Origin of the sequence: Lysobacter enzymogenes (assembly GCF_017355525.1) — a bacterium.
Classification (GTDB): domain Bacteria; phylum Pseudomonadota; class Gammaproteobacteria; order Xanthomonadales; family Xanthomonadaceae; genus Lysobacter; species Lysobacter enzymogenes_C.
Genome location: NZ_CP067395.1, coordinates 870,354 through 888,207, shown reverse-complemented (window position 1 = coordinate 888,207; position 17,854 = coordinate 870,354). Strand labels below are relative to the sequence as shown.

At 71.5% G+C, this 17,854-nt stretch carries 2 protein-coding genes (1 of these 2 running past the window's edge); both read right to left on the bottom strand.

The features are described 5' to 3' along the window. Positions 1-6,392, bottom strand: the 5' end (the start) of a protein-coding gene (locus tag JHW38_RS03615; protein ID WP_207524662.1) for a non-ribosomal peptide synthetase. The gene continues 19,216 nt to the left of window position 1, outside the view; only the first 6,392 of its 25,608 coding nucleotides appear in the window; its start codon is at positions 6,390-6,392; its stop codon lies beyond the left edge, outside the window. After that, entirely contained in the window at positions 6,392-17,854 is an 11,463-nt protein-coding gene (locus JHW38_RS03610) for a non-ribosomal peptide synthetase (protein ID WP_207524661.1), read from the bottom strand. Before JHW38_RS03610 ends, JHW38_RS03615 begins: the two co-directional genes overlap by 1 nt.

The window sequence follows — 17,854 nt, the reverse complement described above, 5'->3', positions numbered from 1 at the left end:
ATGTCGGCGTACAGGCCGCGACCGCGCAGGCGCTCCATCAGTTGCACGGCCAGCAGCGAGTGGCCGCCGGATTCGAAGAAATGGTCGTGGCGGCCGATGCGTTCGACCTGCAGCAGCTCCTCCCAGATCTGCGCCAGCGCGGTTTCGATCTCCCCTTGCGGTTCTTCGAAGCCGCGTTGCGCGTAGGCGTCCTGGTCCGGCGCCGGCAAGGCGCGGCGGTCGAGCTTGCCGCTCGGCGTCAGCGGCAGGCGGTCGAGGGCGACGAACGCCGCCGGCACCATGTACTCGGGCAGCCGTTCGGCCACGGCGGCGCGCAGCTGCGCGATCGGCGCGATGTCGGCGCCGGTCAGGTAAGCGACCAGGCGCTTGTCGCCGAGACGATCCTCGCGGGCGTGCACCACCGCTTCGGCGATGCCCGGCAAGCCGCGCAGCAGCGCTTCGATTTCGCCCGGCTCGATGCGGAAACCGCGGATCTTGAGCTGATGGTCGTTGCGGCCGAGGAATTCGACCGTGCCGTCGGGCAGCCAGCGACCGAGGTCGCCGCTGCGGTACATGCGCGCGCCGTCGCGGCCGGCGAACGGATCGGCGAGGAAACGCTCGGCGGTCAGCTCAGGGCGATTGAGGTAACCGCGCGCCACACCGGCGCCGCCGATGCAGATCTCGCCGGGCGAGCCTTCCGGTACCGGCTCGCCGTGCGCGTCGAGCAGATAGATCGAGGTATTGGCCAAGGGCCGGCCGACGCTGTGCGGCCAGGCCTGCGGCGCACAGTCGGCGACGCTGGCGTTGATGGTGGTTTCGGTCGGGCCGTAGGCGTTGGACAGCGCCGGGCGGTGGCCGCCGCGCGCCCACCACGCCGCCAGCGCGGCCGGGCTGACCGCGTCGCCGCCGATGACGATCTGGCGCAGGCCGGCCGGAATCGCGGCGTCCGCGCTCTGCGCGAGCTGCTGCCAGAACAGGGTCGGCAGGTTGGCGACGGTCAGCGCGTGCTGCTCGCACAGCTCGCACCAACGCGCGGGCGTGGCGATCCACTCGTCGGTGCGCAACACCAGGGTGGCGCCGCTGAGCAAGGCGGTGAAGATTTCCTCGAGCGACACGTCGAAGGTCGGCGCGACGAACTGGAGCACGCGGTCGGCCGCGGTCAGCGCGTAATGCGCCTGCAGCGCCGCGATCTGGTTGATGAGGCTGGCGTGCTCGACCATCACGCCCTTGGGCTGGCCGGTCGAGCCGGAGGTGTAGATCACGTAGGCCAGCGCATCGGCTTCCGACGCGCTCGCTTCGAGGTCGTCGTCCGACAGCGACGCCCACGCTGCGGCGTCGGCGTCGATTTCGACGACGGCCGCCGCGCTGTCGGGCAGGCCGGCGCGCAGTTCGCGCCGGGTCAGCAGCGCCTTCGGCGCGCTGTCGCCGAGCAGATAGCTCAGGCGCTCGGGCGGATACGCCGGGTCCAGCGGCACATAGGCGCCGCCGGCCTTCAGCGTCGCCAGCAGCGCGACCAGCAGTTCGGCGCTGCGCGGCAGCGCGACCGCCACGGTGTCGTCGCGGCCGACGCCGAGCGCGCGCAGATGCCGCGCCAGACGGTTGGCGCGCGCATTGAGTTCGGCATAGCTGAGCCCCTGCCCGGCCTGTTCCACCGCCACCGCGGCCGGCGTACGCGCGGCCTGCTGTTCGAACAGACGATGGATCCCGCCGACCTGCGGCACCGCGCGCGCGGTCGCGTTGCGGTCTTGCAGCACGCGCCGGCGCTCGTCGCGGCCGAGGATGGCGATGCGCGCGACCGCGCGGCCGTCGTCGCCGATCATGCCGCGCAGCAGCGCCTTGAAGTAGTCGACATGGCGGGCGATGGTGGCGCGGTCGAACAGCGCGGTCGCGTATTCGAGCTGGCCGACGATGCGGCCGTCGACTTCCTGCATCGCCAGCGACAGATCGAACTGCGCGCTGCGGTGATCGCCGGGGCCGAGTTCGCTCAATCGCAACGCGCCGAGCTGCAACGGCGTCTGCGGCGTGTTCTGCCAGCTGAACATCAGCTGGAACAGCGGGCTGTGGGCGAGCGAGCGTTCCGGCTTGACCGCCTCGACCACTTGCTCGAACGGCACGTCCTGGTGCGCCTGCGCTTGCAGCACCCGCTCGCGCACCCGCGCCAGCAGCTCGCCGACGCCGGGGTCGCCGCTGAGGTCCAATCGCAGCGCGAGGGTGTTGACGAAGAAACCGATCAGCGGTTCCAGCTCGAGCCGGGCGCGGTTGGCGACCGGCGTGCCGATCACCACTTCGTCCTGCCCGGCCAGGCGCGCGGTCAGCGCGCTCCAGGCCGCGAGCAGGGTCATGTACAAGGTGGTGCCGTGCTTGCGCGACAGCGCCCGCAGCGCGTCGCTGATCTCTTGATCGAGTTCCAGATCGAACGCGGCGCCGGCGTAGTCCTGCACCGGCGGGCGCGGACGGTCGGTCGGCAGTTCCACCAGCGCCGGCGCACCGTCGAGCGTGTCGCGCCAATACGCCAGTTGGCCGCGCTGGGCCTCGTCGCCGAGCCAGTCGCGTTGCCACAGCGCGTAATCGGCGTATTGCACCGGCAGCGCCGGCAAGGGGTCGAGCTGCGCCGACACGCCGTCGCCGGCGTAGGCGCGGTACAGCTCGCTGAGTTCGCGCACCAGCACGCCGACCGACCAGCCGTCGGAGACGATATGGTGCAGGGTCAGCAGCAGGGCGTGGTCGTCGTCGCCGAAGCGCAGCAGGCGGCCGCGCGCGAGCGGGCCCGCGGCGAGGTCGAACGGCGCCTGCTTCTCGATCCGCGCCCAGCGCGCCAGTTCGGCGTCGCGGTCTTCGGCGCCGCTCAAGTCCTGATGCAGCAAGGCGAAGCCGGCGGCCTCGCCGATCAGCTGCACCGGCTGGCCCTCGCGCGAGACGAACACGGTGCGCAGCGCCTCGTGGCGCCGGACGATGCGGTCGAGCGCGGCCTGCAGCGCCGCGACGTCCAGCGGCCCGCGCAGGCGCAGCCCGCCGGCCATGTGGTAGGCGGCGCTGGCGGCTTCGTCCATCTGCGCCAGGAACCACAGCCGCTGCTGCGCGAACGACATCGGCACGGCCTGCGGACGCGGCGCCGCGACGATCGCCGGCAGGGTTTCGCCGCGCTGCGCCGAAGCGGCGCGGGCGAAGTCTTCCAGCACCGGATGGGCGAACAGCAGCGACAAGGCCACGTTGAGGCCCAGGCGCTGTTGCAGGCGCGCGGTGGCCTGCAGCGCCAGCAGCGAATGGCCGCCGAGGTCGAAGAAATGATCGCGGCGTCCGACCCGCTCGACCTGCAGCAGTTCGGCCCAGATCTGCGCCAGCGCGGTTTCGGTCTCGCCTTGCGGCGCCTCATAGACGCGATGGGCGAAATTCTCGTCCTGCGGCGCCGGCAAGGCGCGGCGGTCGAGCTTGCCGTTGGCGGTCAGCGGCAGCCGGTCCAGCGTCACGAACGCCGACGGCAGCATGTATTCGGGCAGTTCGCGCGCCAGCGCGTCGCGCAGTTGCGCGGCCGCGGCCAGCTCGCTGCCGACCAGATACGCGACCAGGCGCTTGTCGCCGGCGGCGTCCTCGCGCGCGACGGTGGCCGCTTCGACCACGCCCGGCAGGCGCGCCAGGCGCGCGTCGATCTCGCCGAGTTCGATGCGGAAACCGCGGATCTTGAGCTGCTGGTCGTTGCGGCCGAGGAATTCGAGGTTGCCGTCGGGCAGCCAGCGGCCGAGGTCGCCGCTGCGGTACATGCGCGCGCCGACGCGGCCGGCGAAGGGGTCGTCGAGGAAGCGCTCGCGGGTCAGTTCGGGGCGGTTGAGATAGCCGCTGGCGACGCCCGCGCCGCCGATGTAGATCTCGCCGGCGACGCCTTCGGGCACCGGTTCGCCGAACGCGTCGAGCAGGTAGATCGCGGCGTTGGCGATCGGCCGGCCGATGTGCAGGCGGGCGTCGTCGGCGCGCACGCGACCGGAGGTCGCGACCACCGTGGTTTCGGTCGGGCCGTAGTTGTTGACCACTTCGAACGGCAGCTCGGCTGCCGGCAATCGGCTCAGACGGTCGCCGCCGGTCAGCAGGCTGCGCAGCGTTCCGCCGTTCGCGGGTACGCCCTGCCCCAGCACGATCTCGGCCAGCGCGGTGACCAGGAAGCCGTTGTGCAGCGCCTGCGCCTGCCACCAATGCAGCAACTGCATCGGATCGCCGCTGGCGGCCTTCGGCGGCAGCGCCAGGGTCGCGCCCATGCTCAGCGCCGGCCAGATTTCCCAGGTGCTGGCGTCGAACGCGACGCCGGCCAGCGCCGCGGTGCGTTCGCCCGGTTGCAGCGGGAAGCGCTCGCAATGCCAGCCGACCAGATTGGCCAAGTTGGCGTGTTCGACCATCACGCCCTTGGGCTCGCCGGTCGAACCGGAGGTGTAGATGACATAGGCCAGATTGACCGCGCTGAGGCCGAGCGCACCGGGATAGACGTCCTCGCCGGACGCCTGCGCCCAGGCCGCTGCGTCTTCGAGCCGCACCACCGCGGTGGTCTCGGCGAGCGTCAACCCGGCGTGCAGGTCGCCGTGGGTCAGCAGCGCCTTCGGCGCGCTGTCGGCGAGCAGATAGTCCAGGCGTTGCGCCGGATACGCCGGATCCATCGGCACGTACGCGCCGCCGGCCTTCAGCGTGGCCAGCATCGCCACCACGAGTTCGGGGCTGCGTTCCAGCAGCAGCGCCACGCGCCGGTCCGGGCCGACGCCGAGTTCGCGCAGGTGCGCGGCGAGCCGATTGGCGCGCGCGTTCAGTTCGGCGTAGCTCAGCCGCTGTCCGTCCTGCTCCAGCGCGACCGCATCGGGCGTGCGCTGCGCCTGTTCCTCGAACAGCTGCTGCATGCACAGGCCTTGACGATACGCACGCCGTTCCGGCACGCCGCGTTGCAGCGCGCTGCGACGCTGCGGCGCATCGAGCAAGGCGATGCGCGCGACCGACTGATGTTCGTCGGCGGCCATGCCGCGCAGCAAGGTCTTGAGGTAATCCAGATGCCGCACCATCGTCGCGCGGTCGAACAGCGCGGTGGCGAAGCCGAGGCTGCCGTTGATGCGGCCGCCGCTGTCCTGCAGGCCCAGCGACAGGTCGAACTGGGCGCTGCGGCGCTCGCCTTCGGGCATCGCTTCGAAACGCAGCCCGCCGGTTTCCAGCGCCTGCGCTTCGTCGGCGTTGTGCCAGGTGAACATGAGCTGGAACAGCGGCGTATGCGCGAGCGAACGCGCCGGCTTGACCGCTTCGACCACTTGCTCGAACGGCACGTCCTGGTGCGCCTGCGCCTGCAGCACCTGTTCGCGCACGCGCTTGAGCAGCTCGCCGGTGTCCGGCGCGCCGCTGAGGTCCAGGCGCAGCGCCAGGGTGTTGACGAAGAAGCCGATCAGCGGCTCGACCTCGACCCGGGTGCGGTTGGCGACCGGCGTGCCGATCACCACCTCGTCCTGGTTCGACAGGCGCGCGGCCAGCGCCGCCCAGGCCGCGAGCAGGGTCATGTACAAGGTGGTGCCGTGCTTGCGCGCCAAGGCGCGCAGCGCTTCGCTGAGTTCTTCGTCGAGTTCCAGCTCGACGCTGGCGCCGGCGTAGTCCTGCACCGCCGGACGCGGGCGGTCGCTCGGCAGTTCGATCAGCGCCGGCGCGCCGTCGAGTTGCTCGCGCCAATAGGCCTGCTGTTTGAGCTGGACTTCGCCGCTGAGCCATTCGCGCTGCCACAGCGCGTAATCGGCGTACTGCACCGGCAGTTCGGGCAAGGGATCGGTATCGGTCGGCACGCCGTCGACGGCGTAGGCGCGGTACAGCTCGGTCAACTCGCGCACCAGCACGCCCATCGACCAGCCGTCGGAGACGATGTGGTGCAGGGTCAACAGCAGCACGTGGCGGTCTTCGTCCAGGCGCAACAGGCGCCCGCGCGCGAGCGGGCCGGCGCCGAGGTCGAACGGCGCGTCTTCTTCGATGCGGCTCCAGCGTTCGACTTCGGCGTCGGTATCGCCGGACTGGCTCAGGTCATGAACTTGCAGATCGAACGACGCGCGCTCGCCGATGCGCTGCACCGGCTGCCCGTCGACCCAGTCGAAGCCGGTGCGCAGCGCTTCGTGGCGCTGCACGATCCGGTCCAGCGCCGCGCGCAGCGCGGTCTCGCTCAGCGCGCCGTACAGGGCGAAGCGCAGCGGCACGTGATAGGCCGCGCTGGCCTGCTCGCCCATGTTGGCGATCAGCCACAGCCGCTGCTGGGCGAACGAGGCCGGCCAGTGCGCGGCCGCGCCGGCGCGGCGCGCGATGCGCTCGGCGTCGCTGCGGGCGCTCTGGCTCTTGGCCAACTTCGCCGCCTTGGCGCGGGCCAGCAGGGCCTCGCGTTCGCTGCGGCTCAAACCATCCATCGAAGACGTATTCATCAGGCGGAGCCTTTGACCAGATCTTGCTCGGAAAGAAGGGAAGCGATGTCCTGCGGATCGAACGCCGACAGTTCGTAGTCGACGATCACGCCCGACAGCGCGGCCAGGGTCGGATTCGAGAACACCTCGGCCAGCGGAATGTCCAGCTCCCACTCGCGGCGGATGCGCGAGACCAGCTGCGTCGCCATCAGCGAATGGCCGCCGATTTCGAAGAAGTGGTCGTGGCGGCCGATCCGCGGCAGCTTGAGCAGTTCCATCCACACCGCGGCCAGCACGTTCTCGATCTCGCCCTGCGGTTCTTCGTAGGTCTGTTGCGCATAGGCGTCGCCCTCGGGCGCCGGCAAGGCGCGGCGGTCGAGCTTGCCGTTCGGCGTCAGCGGCAGCCGGTCCAGGGTCACGAACGCGGCCGGCAGCATGTACTCCGGCAGTTCCCGCGCCAGCGCCTCGCGCAGTTCCGCCGCCGGCGCGTGCGCGCCGACGAGGTAGGCGACCAGGCGCACGTCGCCCGGGCTGTCCTCGCGTGCGTGCACCAGCGCCTCGGCGACGCCGGACTGTTTGGCCAGGCGCGCTTCGATCTCGCCGAGTTCGATGCGGAAGCCGCGCAGCTTGACCTGATGGTCGTTGCGGCCGAGGAACTCGATGGTGCCGTCGCCGCGCCAGCGGCCGAGGTCGCCGCTGCGGTACATGCGCGCGCCCTCGCGGCCGGCGAACGGATCGTCGAGGAAGCGTTCGCGGGTCAGCTCGGCGCGGTTGAGATAGCCGCGCGCGACGCTGGCGCCGCCGATGTGGATCTCGCCGGCGACGCCCTGCGGCACCGGTTCGCCGTGCGCGTCGAGCAGATAGATCGCGGTGTTGGCGATCGGGCGGCCGATGTGGATCGCGCCGTCGCCGCGGCGCAGCGTGCCGGAAGTCGCGACCACCGTGGTTTCGGTCGGGCCGTAGTTGTTGACCACGTCGAACGGCAGATCCTCGTCCGGCAGGCGGTTGAGGCGGTCGCCGCCGGTCAGCAGGCTGCGCAGCGCCGTGCCCTGCCCGGCGCGGCCGAGGCTGGCGTTGGCCAACGCGATTTCGGCCAGCGCGGTGACCAGGAAACCGCTGTGCAGCTCCTGCGCCTGCCACCACTGCAGCAACTGCGCCGGGTCGCCGGCGGCCGCGCGCGGCGGCAGCGCCAGGGTCGCGCCCATGCTCAGCGCCGGCCAGATTTCCCAGGTGCAGGCGTCGAACGCGACGCCGGCCATGCTGGCGGTGCGTTCGCCGGCTTGCAGCGGGAAGGTTTCGCAATGCCAGCCGACCAGATTGGCCAGATTGGCGCGCTCGACCATGACGCCCTTGGGCTGGCCGGTCGAGCCGGAGGTGTAGATGACGTAGGCCAGATGATGCTCGTCCAGGCCCAGCGCGGCCGGGTCCGGATCGCTGTCGGACAGGCGTTGCCAGGCGGCGTCGGGCGCGTCGACCACGACCACGCCCGCGGTCATCAGCGCGCGGCTCGACGGCAGCGAGTCTTCGAGCGAAGCCTGGGTCAGCACGACCTTGGGCTTGCTGTCGTCGAGCATGAACGCCAGGCGTTCGGACGGATAGTTCGGATCCAGCGGCACGTAGGCGCCGCCGGCCTTGAGCGCGGCCAGCATCGCCACGACCAGGTGCGGGCCGCGTTCCAGCAGCAGCGCCACGCGCTGGTCCGGACGCACGCCGAGCGCGATCAGCTGATGCGCCAACCGGTTGGCGCGGGCGTTGAGTTCGGCGTAGCTCAGGTTTTCGCCTTCGTGGCTCACCGCCGCAACTGCGCCGGCGCTGCGCGCCTGCTGCTGCACCCGCCGCACCACGCTGAGTTCGCGCGGATACGGGCGCCGGGTCGCGTTCCAGGTCTCCAGCACCTGGCGCCGCTCCGGCGAGGACAGCAGCGGCAGGCGCTGCACCGGCCGCGTCTCGTTGGCGACCATCGCCGCCAGCAGGGTCTGCCAGTGGCGGCTCCAGCGCTGGATCGTTTCGGCGTCGAACAAGGCCTTGGCGAACACCACCGAGCATTCGATGCGCTCGCCGACTTCGGTCGCCGACCACCACAGGTCGATCTGCGCCGAGGTGGTTTCCGGCAGGATCGGTTCGATCTCCATCTGCGGCAGGCGCAAAGTGTCGTCCGGCGTGTTCTGCATGACGAAGGCGACCTGGTACAGCGGCGTGTGCGCGCGGCTGCGCGGCGGCTTGACCGCTTCGACCACCTGTTGGAACGGCACGTCGTTGTGCTGCTGCGCGGCCAGCGCGGTGGCGCGCACGCGCGCCAGCAGTTCGGCGGTGTCGGGCTCGCCGGACAGGTCGATGCGCAGCGCCAGGGTGTTGACGAAGAAGCCGATCAGCGGCTCGACCTCGGCGTGGCTGCGGTTGACGCCGGCGGTGCCGACGACCAGATCGTCCTGGCCCGACAGCCGGCTCAGCAGCGCGGCCCAGCCGGCCAGCAGGGTCATGTACAAGGTGGTGCCGTGGCGCTGGCTCAGCGCGCGCAGGCCGCGGCTGAGTTCGGCGTCGATGTCGAAGGTCAGGGTGCCGCCGGTGAGGTCCTGCACCGGCGGGCGCGCGCGGTCGCCGGGCAGTTCCAGCACCGCCGGCGCGCCGAGCAGATGCCCGCGCCAGAAATCCAGTTGGCGCTGCAACACCGCGCCGTCGAGCCACTGGCGCTGCCACAGCGCGTAGTCGGCGTACTGCACCGGCAGCGGCGGCAGCGGATCCTGGTCCGGCGACAGGCCGTCGACCGCGTAGGCGCGGTACAGCTCGCCGAGCTCGCGCATCAGCACGCTCATCGACCAGCCGTCGGAGACGACGTGATGCACGGTCAGCAGCAGGATGTGGTCCTGCGCGGCCAGCCGCAGCAGCCGGCCGCGGATCAGCGGGCCGGTGCCGAGGTCGAAGGTTTCGTCGGCTTCGGCCAGGGTCCAGCGTTCGACTTCGGCGTCGATATCGGCGGCGCCGCTGAGGTCGTGCTTGTGCAGCGCGAAGCGGCCTTCGGGCTGGATCAACTGCACCGGTTGCCCTTGTTCCAGGCCGAAGCAGGTGCGCAGCACTTCGTGGCGCTGGGCGATGCGGTCGAGCGCGGCCTGCAACGCGGTCTCGTCGAGCGCGCCGCGCAGGCGCAGGCCGCCGGGCACGTGATAGGCCGCGTTGGCCTCCTCGCCCATCTGCGCGAGGAACCACAGGCGCTGCTGGGCGAACGACAGCGGCAGCGCGGCCGGACGCTGGCCGGTGCGGATCGGCGGCAAGGTGCTGGCTTCGGCCTGGGCCACGCGTTCGGCCAGGTCGCACAGCACCGGGCAGGCGAACACGCTGGCCAGTTCGAGTTCCTGGCCCAGGCGCTGGCGCACGCGCGAGGTGACCTGCATCGCCAGCAGCGAATGGCCGCCGATTTCGAAGAAATGATCGCGCCGGCCGACCCGCTCGATGCGCAGCAGTTCGGCCCAGATCTCGGCCAGCGCCTGCTCCACCGGGCCTTGCGGCGGCTGGTATTCGCGCTGCACGAAGGCGTCGCCGTCCGGCGACGGCAAGGCGCGGCGGTCGAGCTTGCCGTTCGGGGTCAGCGGCCACGCCGCCAGGGTCACGAACGCCGCCGGCAGCATGAATTCCGGCAGCGCCTTGGCCAGCGCCGCGCGCAAGTGCTGCGCTTCGGGAATCTGCGGACCGACCAGATACGCGACCAGACGGCGTTCGCCGGCCGCGTCCTCGCGCAGCGTCACCAGCGCTTCCTGCACGCCCGGCTGGCGGGTCAGCTGGCTTTCGATTTCGCCCAGTTCGATGCGGAACCCGCGCAGCTTGACCTGCGCATCGTTGCGGCCCTGGAATTCCAGGCTACCGTCGGCGCGGCGCCGGGCCAGATCGCCGGTGCGGTACATGCGCGCGCCCTCGCCGCCCGCGAACGGGTCGTCGAGGAAGCGTTCGCGGGTCAGCTCGGCGCGGTTGAGATAGCCGCGCGCCACGCCGGCGCCGCCGATGTGGATTTCGCCGGCGACGCCCTGCGGCACCGGCTCGCCGTGCGCGTCGAGCAGATAGATCGCGGTGTTGGCGATCGGCCGGCCGATCGCCGGCGCGCTGGCGGCGTCGGCGTCGCACAGCTGCCACGTCGCCCAGATCGTCGATTCGGTCGGGCCGTAGGCGTTGACGAAGCGGCGCCCGCGCGCCCAGCGCTGCACCAGCGCCTGCGCGCAGGCGTCGCCGGCGACGACCAGGGTGCGCACGCTGGCGAAGCTGGCCACGTCGTCGACGCTCGTCAGCACCGCCGGCGTCAGGGTGAGGTGGGTGATGGCGTGGCGCTGCACCGCTTCGGCCAGGGTCGTGCCGGCCAGCAGCGCGCCGGCCGCGGGCACGACCAAGGTCGAGGCGTGGCAGAGCGCCATGACCATTTCGAACACGCTGGCGTCGAAGCTGAAGGACGCGCACTGCAACACGCGGCTGCCGGGTTCGACCGCGAGCGCGTCGGTCTGCGCGGCGACCAGATTGCACAGGCCGCGGTGCGGCACCATCACGCCCTTGGGCTTGCCGGTCGAGCCGGAGGTGTAGATCACATAGGCCAGGTGGTCCGGAGTCAGGCCGAGCGCCTGCGCATCCGGATTAGCGTCGGACAGCGCCGCCCACGGCGCGGCCGGGTCGTCGAGTTCGACCACGCTCGCGGTCATCAGCGCGCGGCTGGCCGGCAGGCGTTCCTGCACCGCGCTCTGGGTCAGCACCACCTTCGGCCGGCTGTCGTCGAGCATGAAGGCCAGGCGTTCGGACGGATACTGCGGATCCAGCGGCACGTACGCCGCGCCGGCCTTGAGCGTGGCCAGCATCGCGACGACGAAGCCGGCGCCGCGTTCCAGCGCCAGGGCGACGCGATGATCCGGACGCACGCCGAGCGCGATCAGGTGATGCGCCAGACGGTTCGCGCGGGCGTTGAGTTCGGCGTAGCTCAGGCGTTCGTCTTCGTGCACCAACGCGACCACGTCGCCGGCCTGCGCGGCCTGCGCTTCGATCCAGGCGTGCACGTGGCGCTGCGGCGGCAACGGACGTTCGCTGCGGTTCCACTCGCGCAGCTCGCGCTCGCGCTGCGCCGGCGTCAGCAACGGCAGGCGGCTCAGCGCCTGCGCGTCGTCGGCGATCATCGAACGCAGCAGCACCTGCCAGTGGCCGATCCAGCGTTCGATGGTGTCGGCGTCGAACAAGGCGGTCGCGAACACCACCTCGCCGTGCAGGCGCTCGCCTTCTTCGCTGATCGACCACCACAGGTCGGTCTGCGCGCGCGTCTGCGGCGCGTCCATCGCTTCGACCTGCAAACCCGGCAGCTGCGGCGCGGGATCGGTCTGGTTCTGCATCACGAACACGACCTGGTACAGCGCCGTGTAGGCCAGGCTGCGCACCGGCTTGAGCGTTTCCACGACCTGCTCGAACGGCAGGTCCTTGTTCGCCTGCGCGGCCAGCGCGGTGTCGCGCACCTGGGCCAGGAACGCGGCCACGCTGGGGTCGCCGGACAGATCGAAGCGCAGCGCCAGGGTGTTGAGGAACAGGCCGATCAGCGGTTCCAGCTCGGTGCGGTTGCGGTTGACCATCGGCGTGCCGACGACCAGGTCCTGCTGCCCCGACAAACGCCCCAGCAGCGCCGCCCAGGCCGCGAGCAGGGTCATGTACAAGGTCGTGCCGTGGCGATGGCTGAAGGCGTGCAGCTCGCGGGTCAGCGCCGGGTCGAGGCTGAAGCGGCGGCGGTCGCCGGCGTGTTCCTGCACCGCCGGGCGCGGCCGGTCGGTCGGCAGTTCCAGCAGGTCCGGCGCGGCGCGCAAGTGCTCGCGCCAGTAATCCTGCTGGTGCTGCAACAGATCGCCGTCGAGCCAGCCGCGCTGCCACAGCGCGTAGTCGGCGTACTGCACCGGCAGCGGCGGCAGCGGGTCTTCGTGCGCGGCGACGCCGTCGGCGTAGGCGCGGTACAGCGCGCCGAGCTCGTCGATCAGCACGCCCATCGACCAGCCGTCGGAGGCGATGTGGTGCTGGGTCAGCAGCAAGGCGTGGTCGTGCGCGCCGAGCCGCAGCAGCCGGCCGCGCACCGGCGCGGCGCGTTCCAGGTCGAACGGCGCGCGCGCTTCTTCCAGCGCGTGGCGTTGCAGTTCGGCCTGCGGATCGGCGGCGCCGGACAGGTCGTGCCGGCTCAGCGCGAACCCGCCGGCCGCTTCGATGCGCTGCACCGGCTGGCCGTCGACGCGCTCGTAGCGCGTGCGCAGCGCTTCGTGGCGCTGCACGATCCGGCTCAGCGCCGCGTCGAGCGCGGCTTCGTTCAATCCGCCGCGCAGGCGCAGGCCGAGCGGGATGTTGTGCGCGGCGTTGGCCTCCTCGCCCATCTGGGCGACGAACCACAGCCGCTGCTGGGCGAACGACAGCGGCAGCGCGTCCGGCCGCGGGCCCGCGCTCAGCGCCGGCAACGCGCCGGCCTGCGACGAGGCCAGCGTCGCGGCGAAGTCGGCCAGCACCGGCGTCGCGAACAACTGCGGCAGCGAGGCTTCGAGGTTCAGGCGCTGGCCGATCCGCGACAGCAGCCGCATCGCCAGCAGCGAATGGCCGCCGAGGTCGAAGAAGTCGTCGCGACGCCCGACCCGTTCGACCCGCAGCAGTTCGGCCCAGATCCGCGCCAGCTCGCTTTCGATTTCGCCTTGCGGCGCTTCATAAGCGCGGTGCGCGTAGTTCTCGTCCTGCGGCGCCGGCAAGGCGCGGCGGTCGAGCTTGCCGTTGGCGGTCAGCGGCAGGCGTTCCAGGGTCACGAACGCGGTCGGCACCATGTAGTCGGGCAGCTCGCGCGCCAGCGCGTCGCGCAGTTGCGCGGCCGCGGGCAGCGACTCGCCGACCAGATAAGCGACCAGGCGCTTGTCGCCGGCGGCGTCCTCGCGCACGTGCGCAGCGACTTCGCCGACCCCGGGCAGGCGCGCCAGCTGCGCTTCGATCTCGCCGAGTTCGATGCGGAAGCCGCGCAGCTTGATCTGATGGTCGTTGCGGCCGAGGAATTCGAGGTTGCCGTCGGGCAGCCAGCGGCCGAGGTCGCCGCTGCGGTACATGCGCGCGCCGGCGCGGCCGGCGAACGGATCGGCGAGGAAGCGTTCGGCGGTCAGCTCGGGGCGGTTGAGGTAGCCGCGCGCGACGCTGGCGCCGCCGATCCAGATTTCGCCGGCGACGCCGTCGGGCACCGGCAGCCCGTGCGCGTCGAGCAGATAGATCGCGGTGTTGGCGATCGGGCGGCCGATGTGGATCGTCGCATCGTCGCTGCGCAGGCGGCCGGAGGTCGCCACCACCGTGGTTTCGGTCGGGCCGTAGTTGTTGATCAGCGCGAACGGCAGATCGGCTTCGGGCAGGCGGCTCAGGCGGTCGCCGCCGGTCAGCAGGCTGCGCAGCGCCTGGCCGGGTTGCAGCCGGCTCAGCGCGATTTCGGCCAGCGCGGTGACCAGGAAGCCGCTGTGCACCTGCTGCGATTCCCACCACTGCAGCAGTTGCATCGGGTCGCCGGCCGCGGCCTGCGGCGGCAGCGCCAGGGTCGCGCCCATGCTCAGCGCCGGCCACACTTCCCAGGTGCAGGCGTCGAACGCCACGCCGGCCATGCTGGCGGTGCGCTCGCCGGGTTGCAGCGGGAAGGTCTCGCAATGCCAGCCGACCAGATTGGCGAGTTGGTCGTGTTCGACCATCACGCCCTTGGGCTGGCCGGTGGAGCCCGAGGTGTAGATCACGTAGGCCAGGTCGGCGCCGTCGACACCGACGGCGTCGCTGGCTTCGTCACCGGTGTCGTCGCGGTCGAGTTCCAGCACCGGCACCGCTGCATCCAGCGCGAGCTGCGCGCGCAATCCGCTCAGGGTCAGCACCGCCTTGGGCGCGCTGTCGGCGAGCAGATAGCTCAGCCGGTCCGGCGGATAGGCCGGATCCATCGGCACGTAGGCGCCGCCGGCCTTGAGCGCGGCGAGCATGCCCGTCACCAGCTCGGCGCTGCGCGGCAGCACCAGCGCGACCCGATCGTTCGTGCTGACGCCCAGCGCGCGCAAACGCCGCGCCAGCCGCTGCGCGCGCGCATCCAGCCCGGCGTAGCTCAGCGCCCGGCCGTCCTGCTCCAGCGCCACCGCGTCCGGCGTTCGCGCGGCCCAACGTTCGAACGCGCGGTGCGCGCCGTCGTGGCGCGGGTACTCGCGCGCGGTCGCGTTGCGCTCGCGCAGCAAGCGCTCGCGCTCGGCGGGCTGGACCGGGTCGATCTTCCAGGCCTCGGTGTCCGGCGCCTGTTCCAGCGCATCGACCGCCTGTTCCAGCACGCGTTGCAGGTAATCGCAGATGCGCTCGGCGTCGACGCCGGCGACGATTTGCAGGCCGAGGCCGAACTCCGCGCCGTGCCCCGGATCGTCGACCGACAGATTGAAGGCGTAGTTGGTCCGCTCCTTGAACGCGAGCAGTTCCACGCCCTCGCCCCAGCCCAGCGCCACATCGATGCCGAGCGCGCCGGCGCTGTAGTGATAGTTCAGCAGCGCCGAGAACAGCGGCGTCGACGCCGGCAGCGCGCTGCAGCGCTGCGCCAGCGCCAGCGGCGCGTGCTCGTGCCAGACCAACTGCGACAGGCTGGCGTGGGTCGCCAGCACGCCGTCGCGCACGCCGATCTCGCCGAGGCGCACGCGCACCGGCAAGGTATTGATGAACAAGCCCATCGCGCGGTCCGCGCGCGAACCGCCGTGCATGCGGCCGAACAGCACCGTGCCGAACACCGCTTCGTCCTGGCCGGTGGTCTTGGCCAGCACCTGGCCCCAGGCCCAGTGGAACAGGCTCGCGGCGCTGACGCCGAGCGCCTTGGCCTGCGCGCGGATGCGCTGCGACAGAACCGGGCCGAGCGAACGCTGGGTTTCGCGGATGTCCTGGCCGCCGCCCTGCACGTCCTTGAGGCCGAACGGCGCAGTCGGTTCTTCGACCTCGCCGAGCATGCGGCGGAAGTAGTCTTCGTGCTCCTGCACGCCGACGCCGAGGCGCGCCTGGGCGACGAAGTCGCGGAACGGCACCGGTTCGGGCAGCTCGCTTTCGCGGCCGCCCTGGATCCAGGCCAGCTCCTGCATCAGCAGGTCGCTGGTGACGTGGTCCATGATCAGGTGGTGCTGCAGCAGCACCAACAGCCAGCGCTCGCCGGCGGCGTCGAACGCGGCGAAACCGCGCATCTGCGGGGCGCTGCGCACGTCCAGGCGGTACCGCGCCGGGTCGGTGTGCGCGTGCAGCTGCGCTTCGACATCGGCGCCGTCGAAGGCCAGCGTGTCGACCGCGAACGTCGCCTTGCGCCACACCACCTGCACCGGCTCGCTCAAGCCTTCCCACAGCACCGCGGTGCGCAGGATGTCGTGGCGGTCGATCGCGGTCTGCATCGCGCGCACGAACCCGTCCAGGCGTTCGCGCGAGTCGAACGCGAGCGTGGTCGACAGCAGGTAGGGATCGCCCTGCTCGTTCAGCAGGTGATGGAACAGGATGCCTTCCTGCAACGGCGCCAGCGGATAAATGTCTTGGACGTTGGCGGCGCCGCCGTCGACGGTTTCGACGATGCGCGCCAGTTGCGCCTCGTCCAGCGCGACCAGCGGCAGCATGTCCGGGGTCAGTTCGGTGCAGCCGGCCGGAATCCGGTTCGCCGGCACTTCGACTTCGCGCCAGTCGCGCTGGCGCGCCCGCTCGACCGCGCGCGCCAGCGCGGCCAGGGTCGGCTCGGCGAACAGGCTGCGCACGTCGGCGTAGAGGCCGCGGTCGCGCATGCGCTCCATCAACTGCACGGCCAGCAGCGAGTGGCCGCCGGACTCGAAGAAGTGGTCGTCGCGGCCGACCCGCTCGACTTGCAGCAACTCGGCCCAGATCTGCGCCAGCGCGGTTTCGGTCTCGCCTTGCGGCGGCGCGTAGGCGCGCTGGACGTACGCGTCCTGCGCCGGCGCCGGCAGCGCCTGACGGTCGAGCTTGCCGTTCGGCGTCAGCGGCAAACGCTCCAGGATCACGAACGCCGCCGGCACCATGTATTCGGGCAATTGCGCGGCCAGCGCGCCGCGCAGCTCCGCGGCCGGCGCGATGCCGGCGCCGGTCAGGTAAGCGACCAGGCGCTTGTCGCCGGGACCCACTTCGCGCGCGTGCACCACCGCTTCGTCGACGCCCGGCAGCGCGCGCAGCAGCGCCTCGATCTCGCCGGGTTCGATGCGGAAGCCGCGGATCTTGAGCTGGTGGTCGTTGCGGCCGAGGAATTCGAGATTGCCGTCGGGCAGCCAGCGCGCGAGATCGCCGGTGCGGTACATGCGCGCGCCTTCGTTGCCGGCGAACGGATCGGCGAGGAAGCGCTCGGCGGTCAGCTCGGGACGGTTGAGGTAACCGCGCGCGACGCTGGCGCCGCCGATATGGATTTCGCCGGGCGCACCCTGCGCCACCGGCTTGCCGTCCTCGTCGAGCAGATACACCGAGGTGTTGGCGATGGGCCGGCCGATGTGCAGGGCCGCGTCGTCGGCGCGCAACGCGCCGGAGGTCGCGACCACCGTGGTTTCGGTCGGGCCGTAGTTGTTGATCAGTTCGAACGGCAGATGCGCATCGGGCAGCCGGCTCAGACGGTCGCCGCCGGTCAGCAGCCGGCGCAGCGGCCCGCTCGCGGCGCCGCGCTTGAGCGCGATCTCGGCCAGCGCGGTGACCAGGAAGCCGCTGTGCAGCTCTTGCGATTCCCACCATTGCAGCAACTGCATCGGGTCGGCGGATGCCGACGCCGGCGCCAGCACCAAGGTCGCGCCCATGCACAGCGGCGGCCAGATTTCCCAGGTGCAGGCGTCGAACGCCAGACCCGCCGCGCACGCGCTGCGCTCGCCGGCTTCGAGCGGGAACGCATCGCAATGCCAGTCGATCAGGTTGCGCAGGTTGCGGTGCTCGACCATCACGCCCTTGGGCTGGCCGGTCGAGCCGGAGGTGTAGATCACATAGGCCAGATGCTCGGCGGCCAGACCGGTTTCGGCGCGGGACAGGTCGCTGCCGTCGAGGCGCTCCCACGGACGCTGCGCGGCGTCGAGCGCGATCCGCGGCGGCGACGCGCCCGCGTCGTCGTCCTCGCCCAGCGTCAGCAGCAGCTTGGCGCCGCTGTCGGCGAGCATGTAGCTCTGCCGTTCCGGCGGATAGGCCGGATCCAGCGGCAGATACGCCGCGCCGGCTTTCGCGGCCGCCAGCATCGCCACGATCAGCTCGGCGCCGCGCGGCATGCGCAGCGCGACGCGGTCGTCGGCGCCGACGCCGAGCGCGCGCAGATGCCGCGCCAGGCGATTGGCGCGCGCGTTGAGTTCGCCGTAGCTGAGTTCGCATCCGTCCTGGCGGATCGCCGCGCTCGACGGCGCCAGCGCGGCGCGCCGTTCGAACAGTTCGTGCGCGCACAGATGCGCGTCCAGGGAGTGACGGTTGACGATCGGGGCGGCCGGAGCGTTGTCGCTGCGACGGGTGTGGTCCGTTCTCAT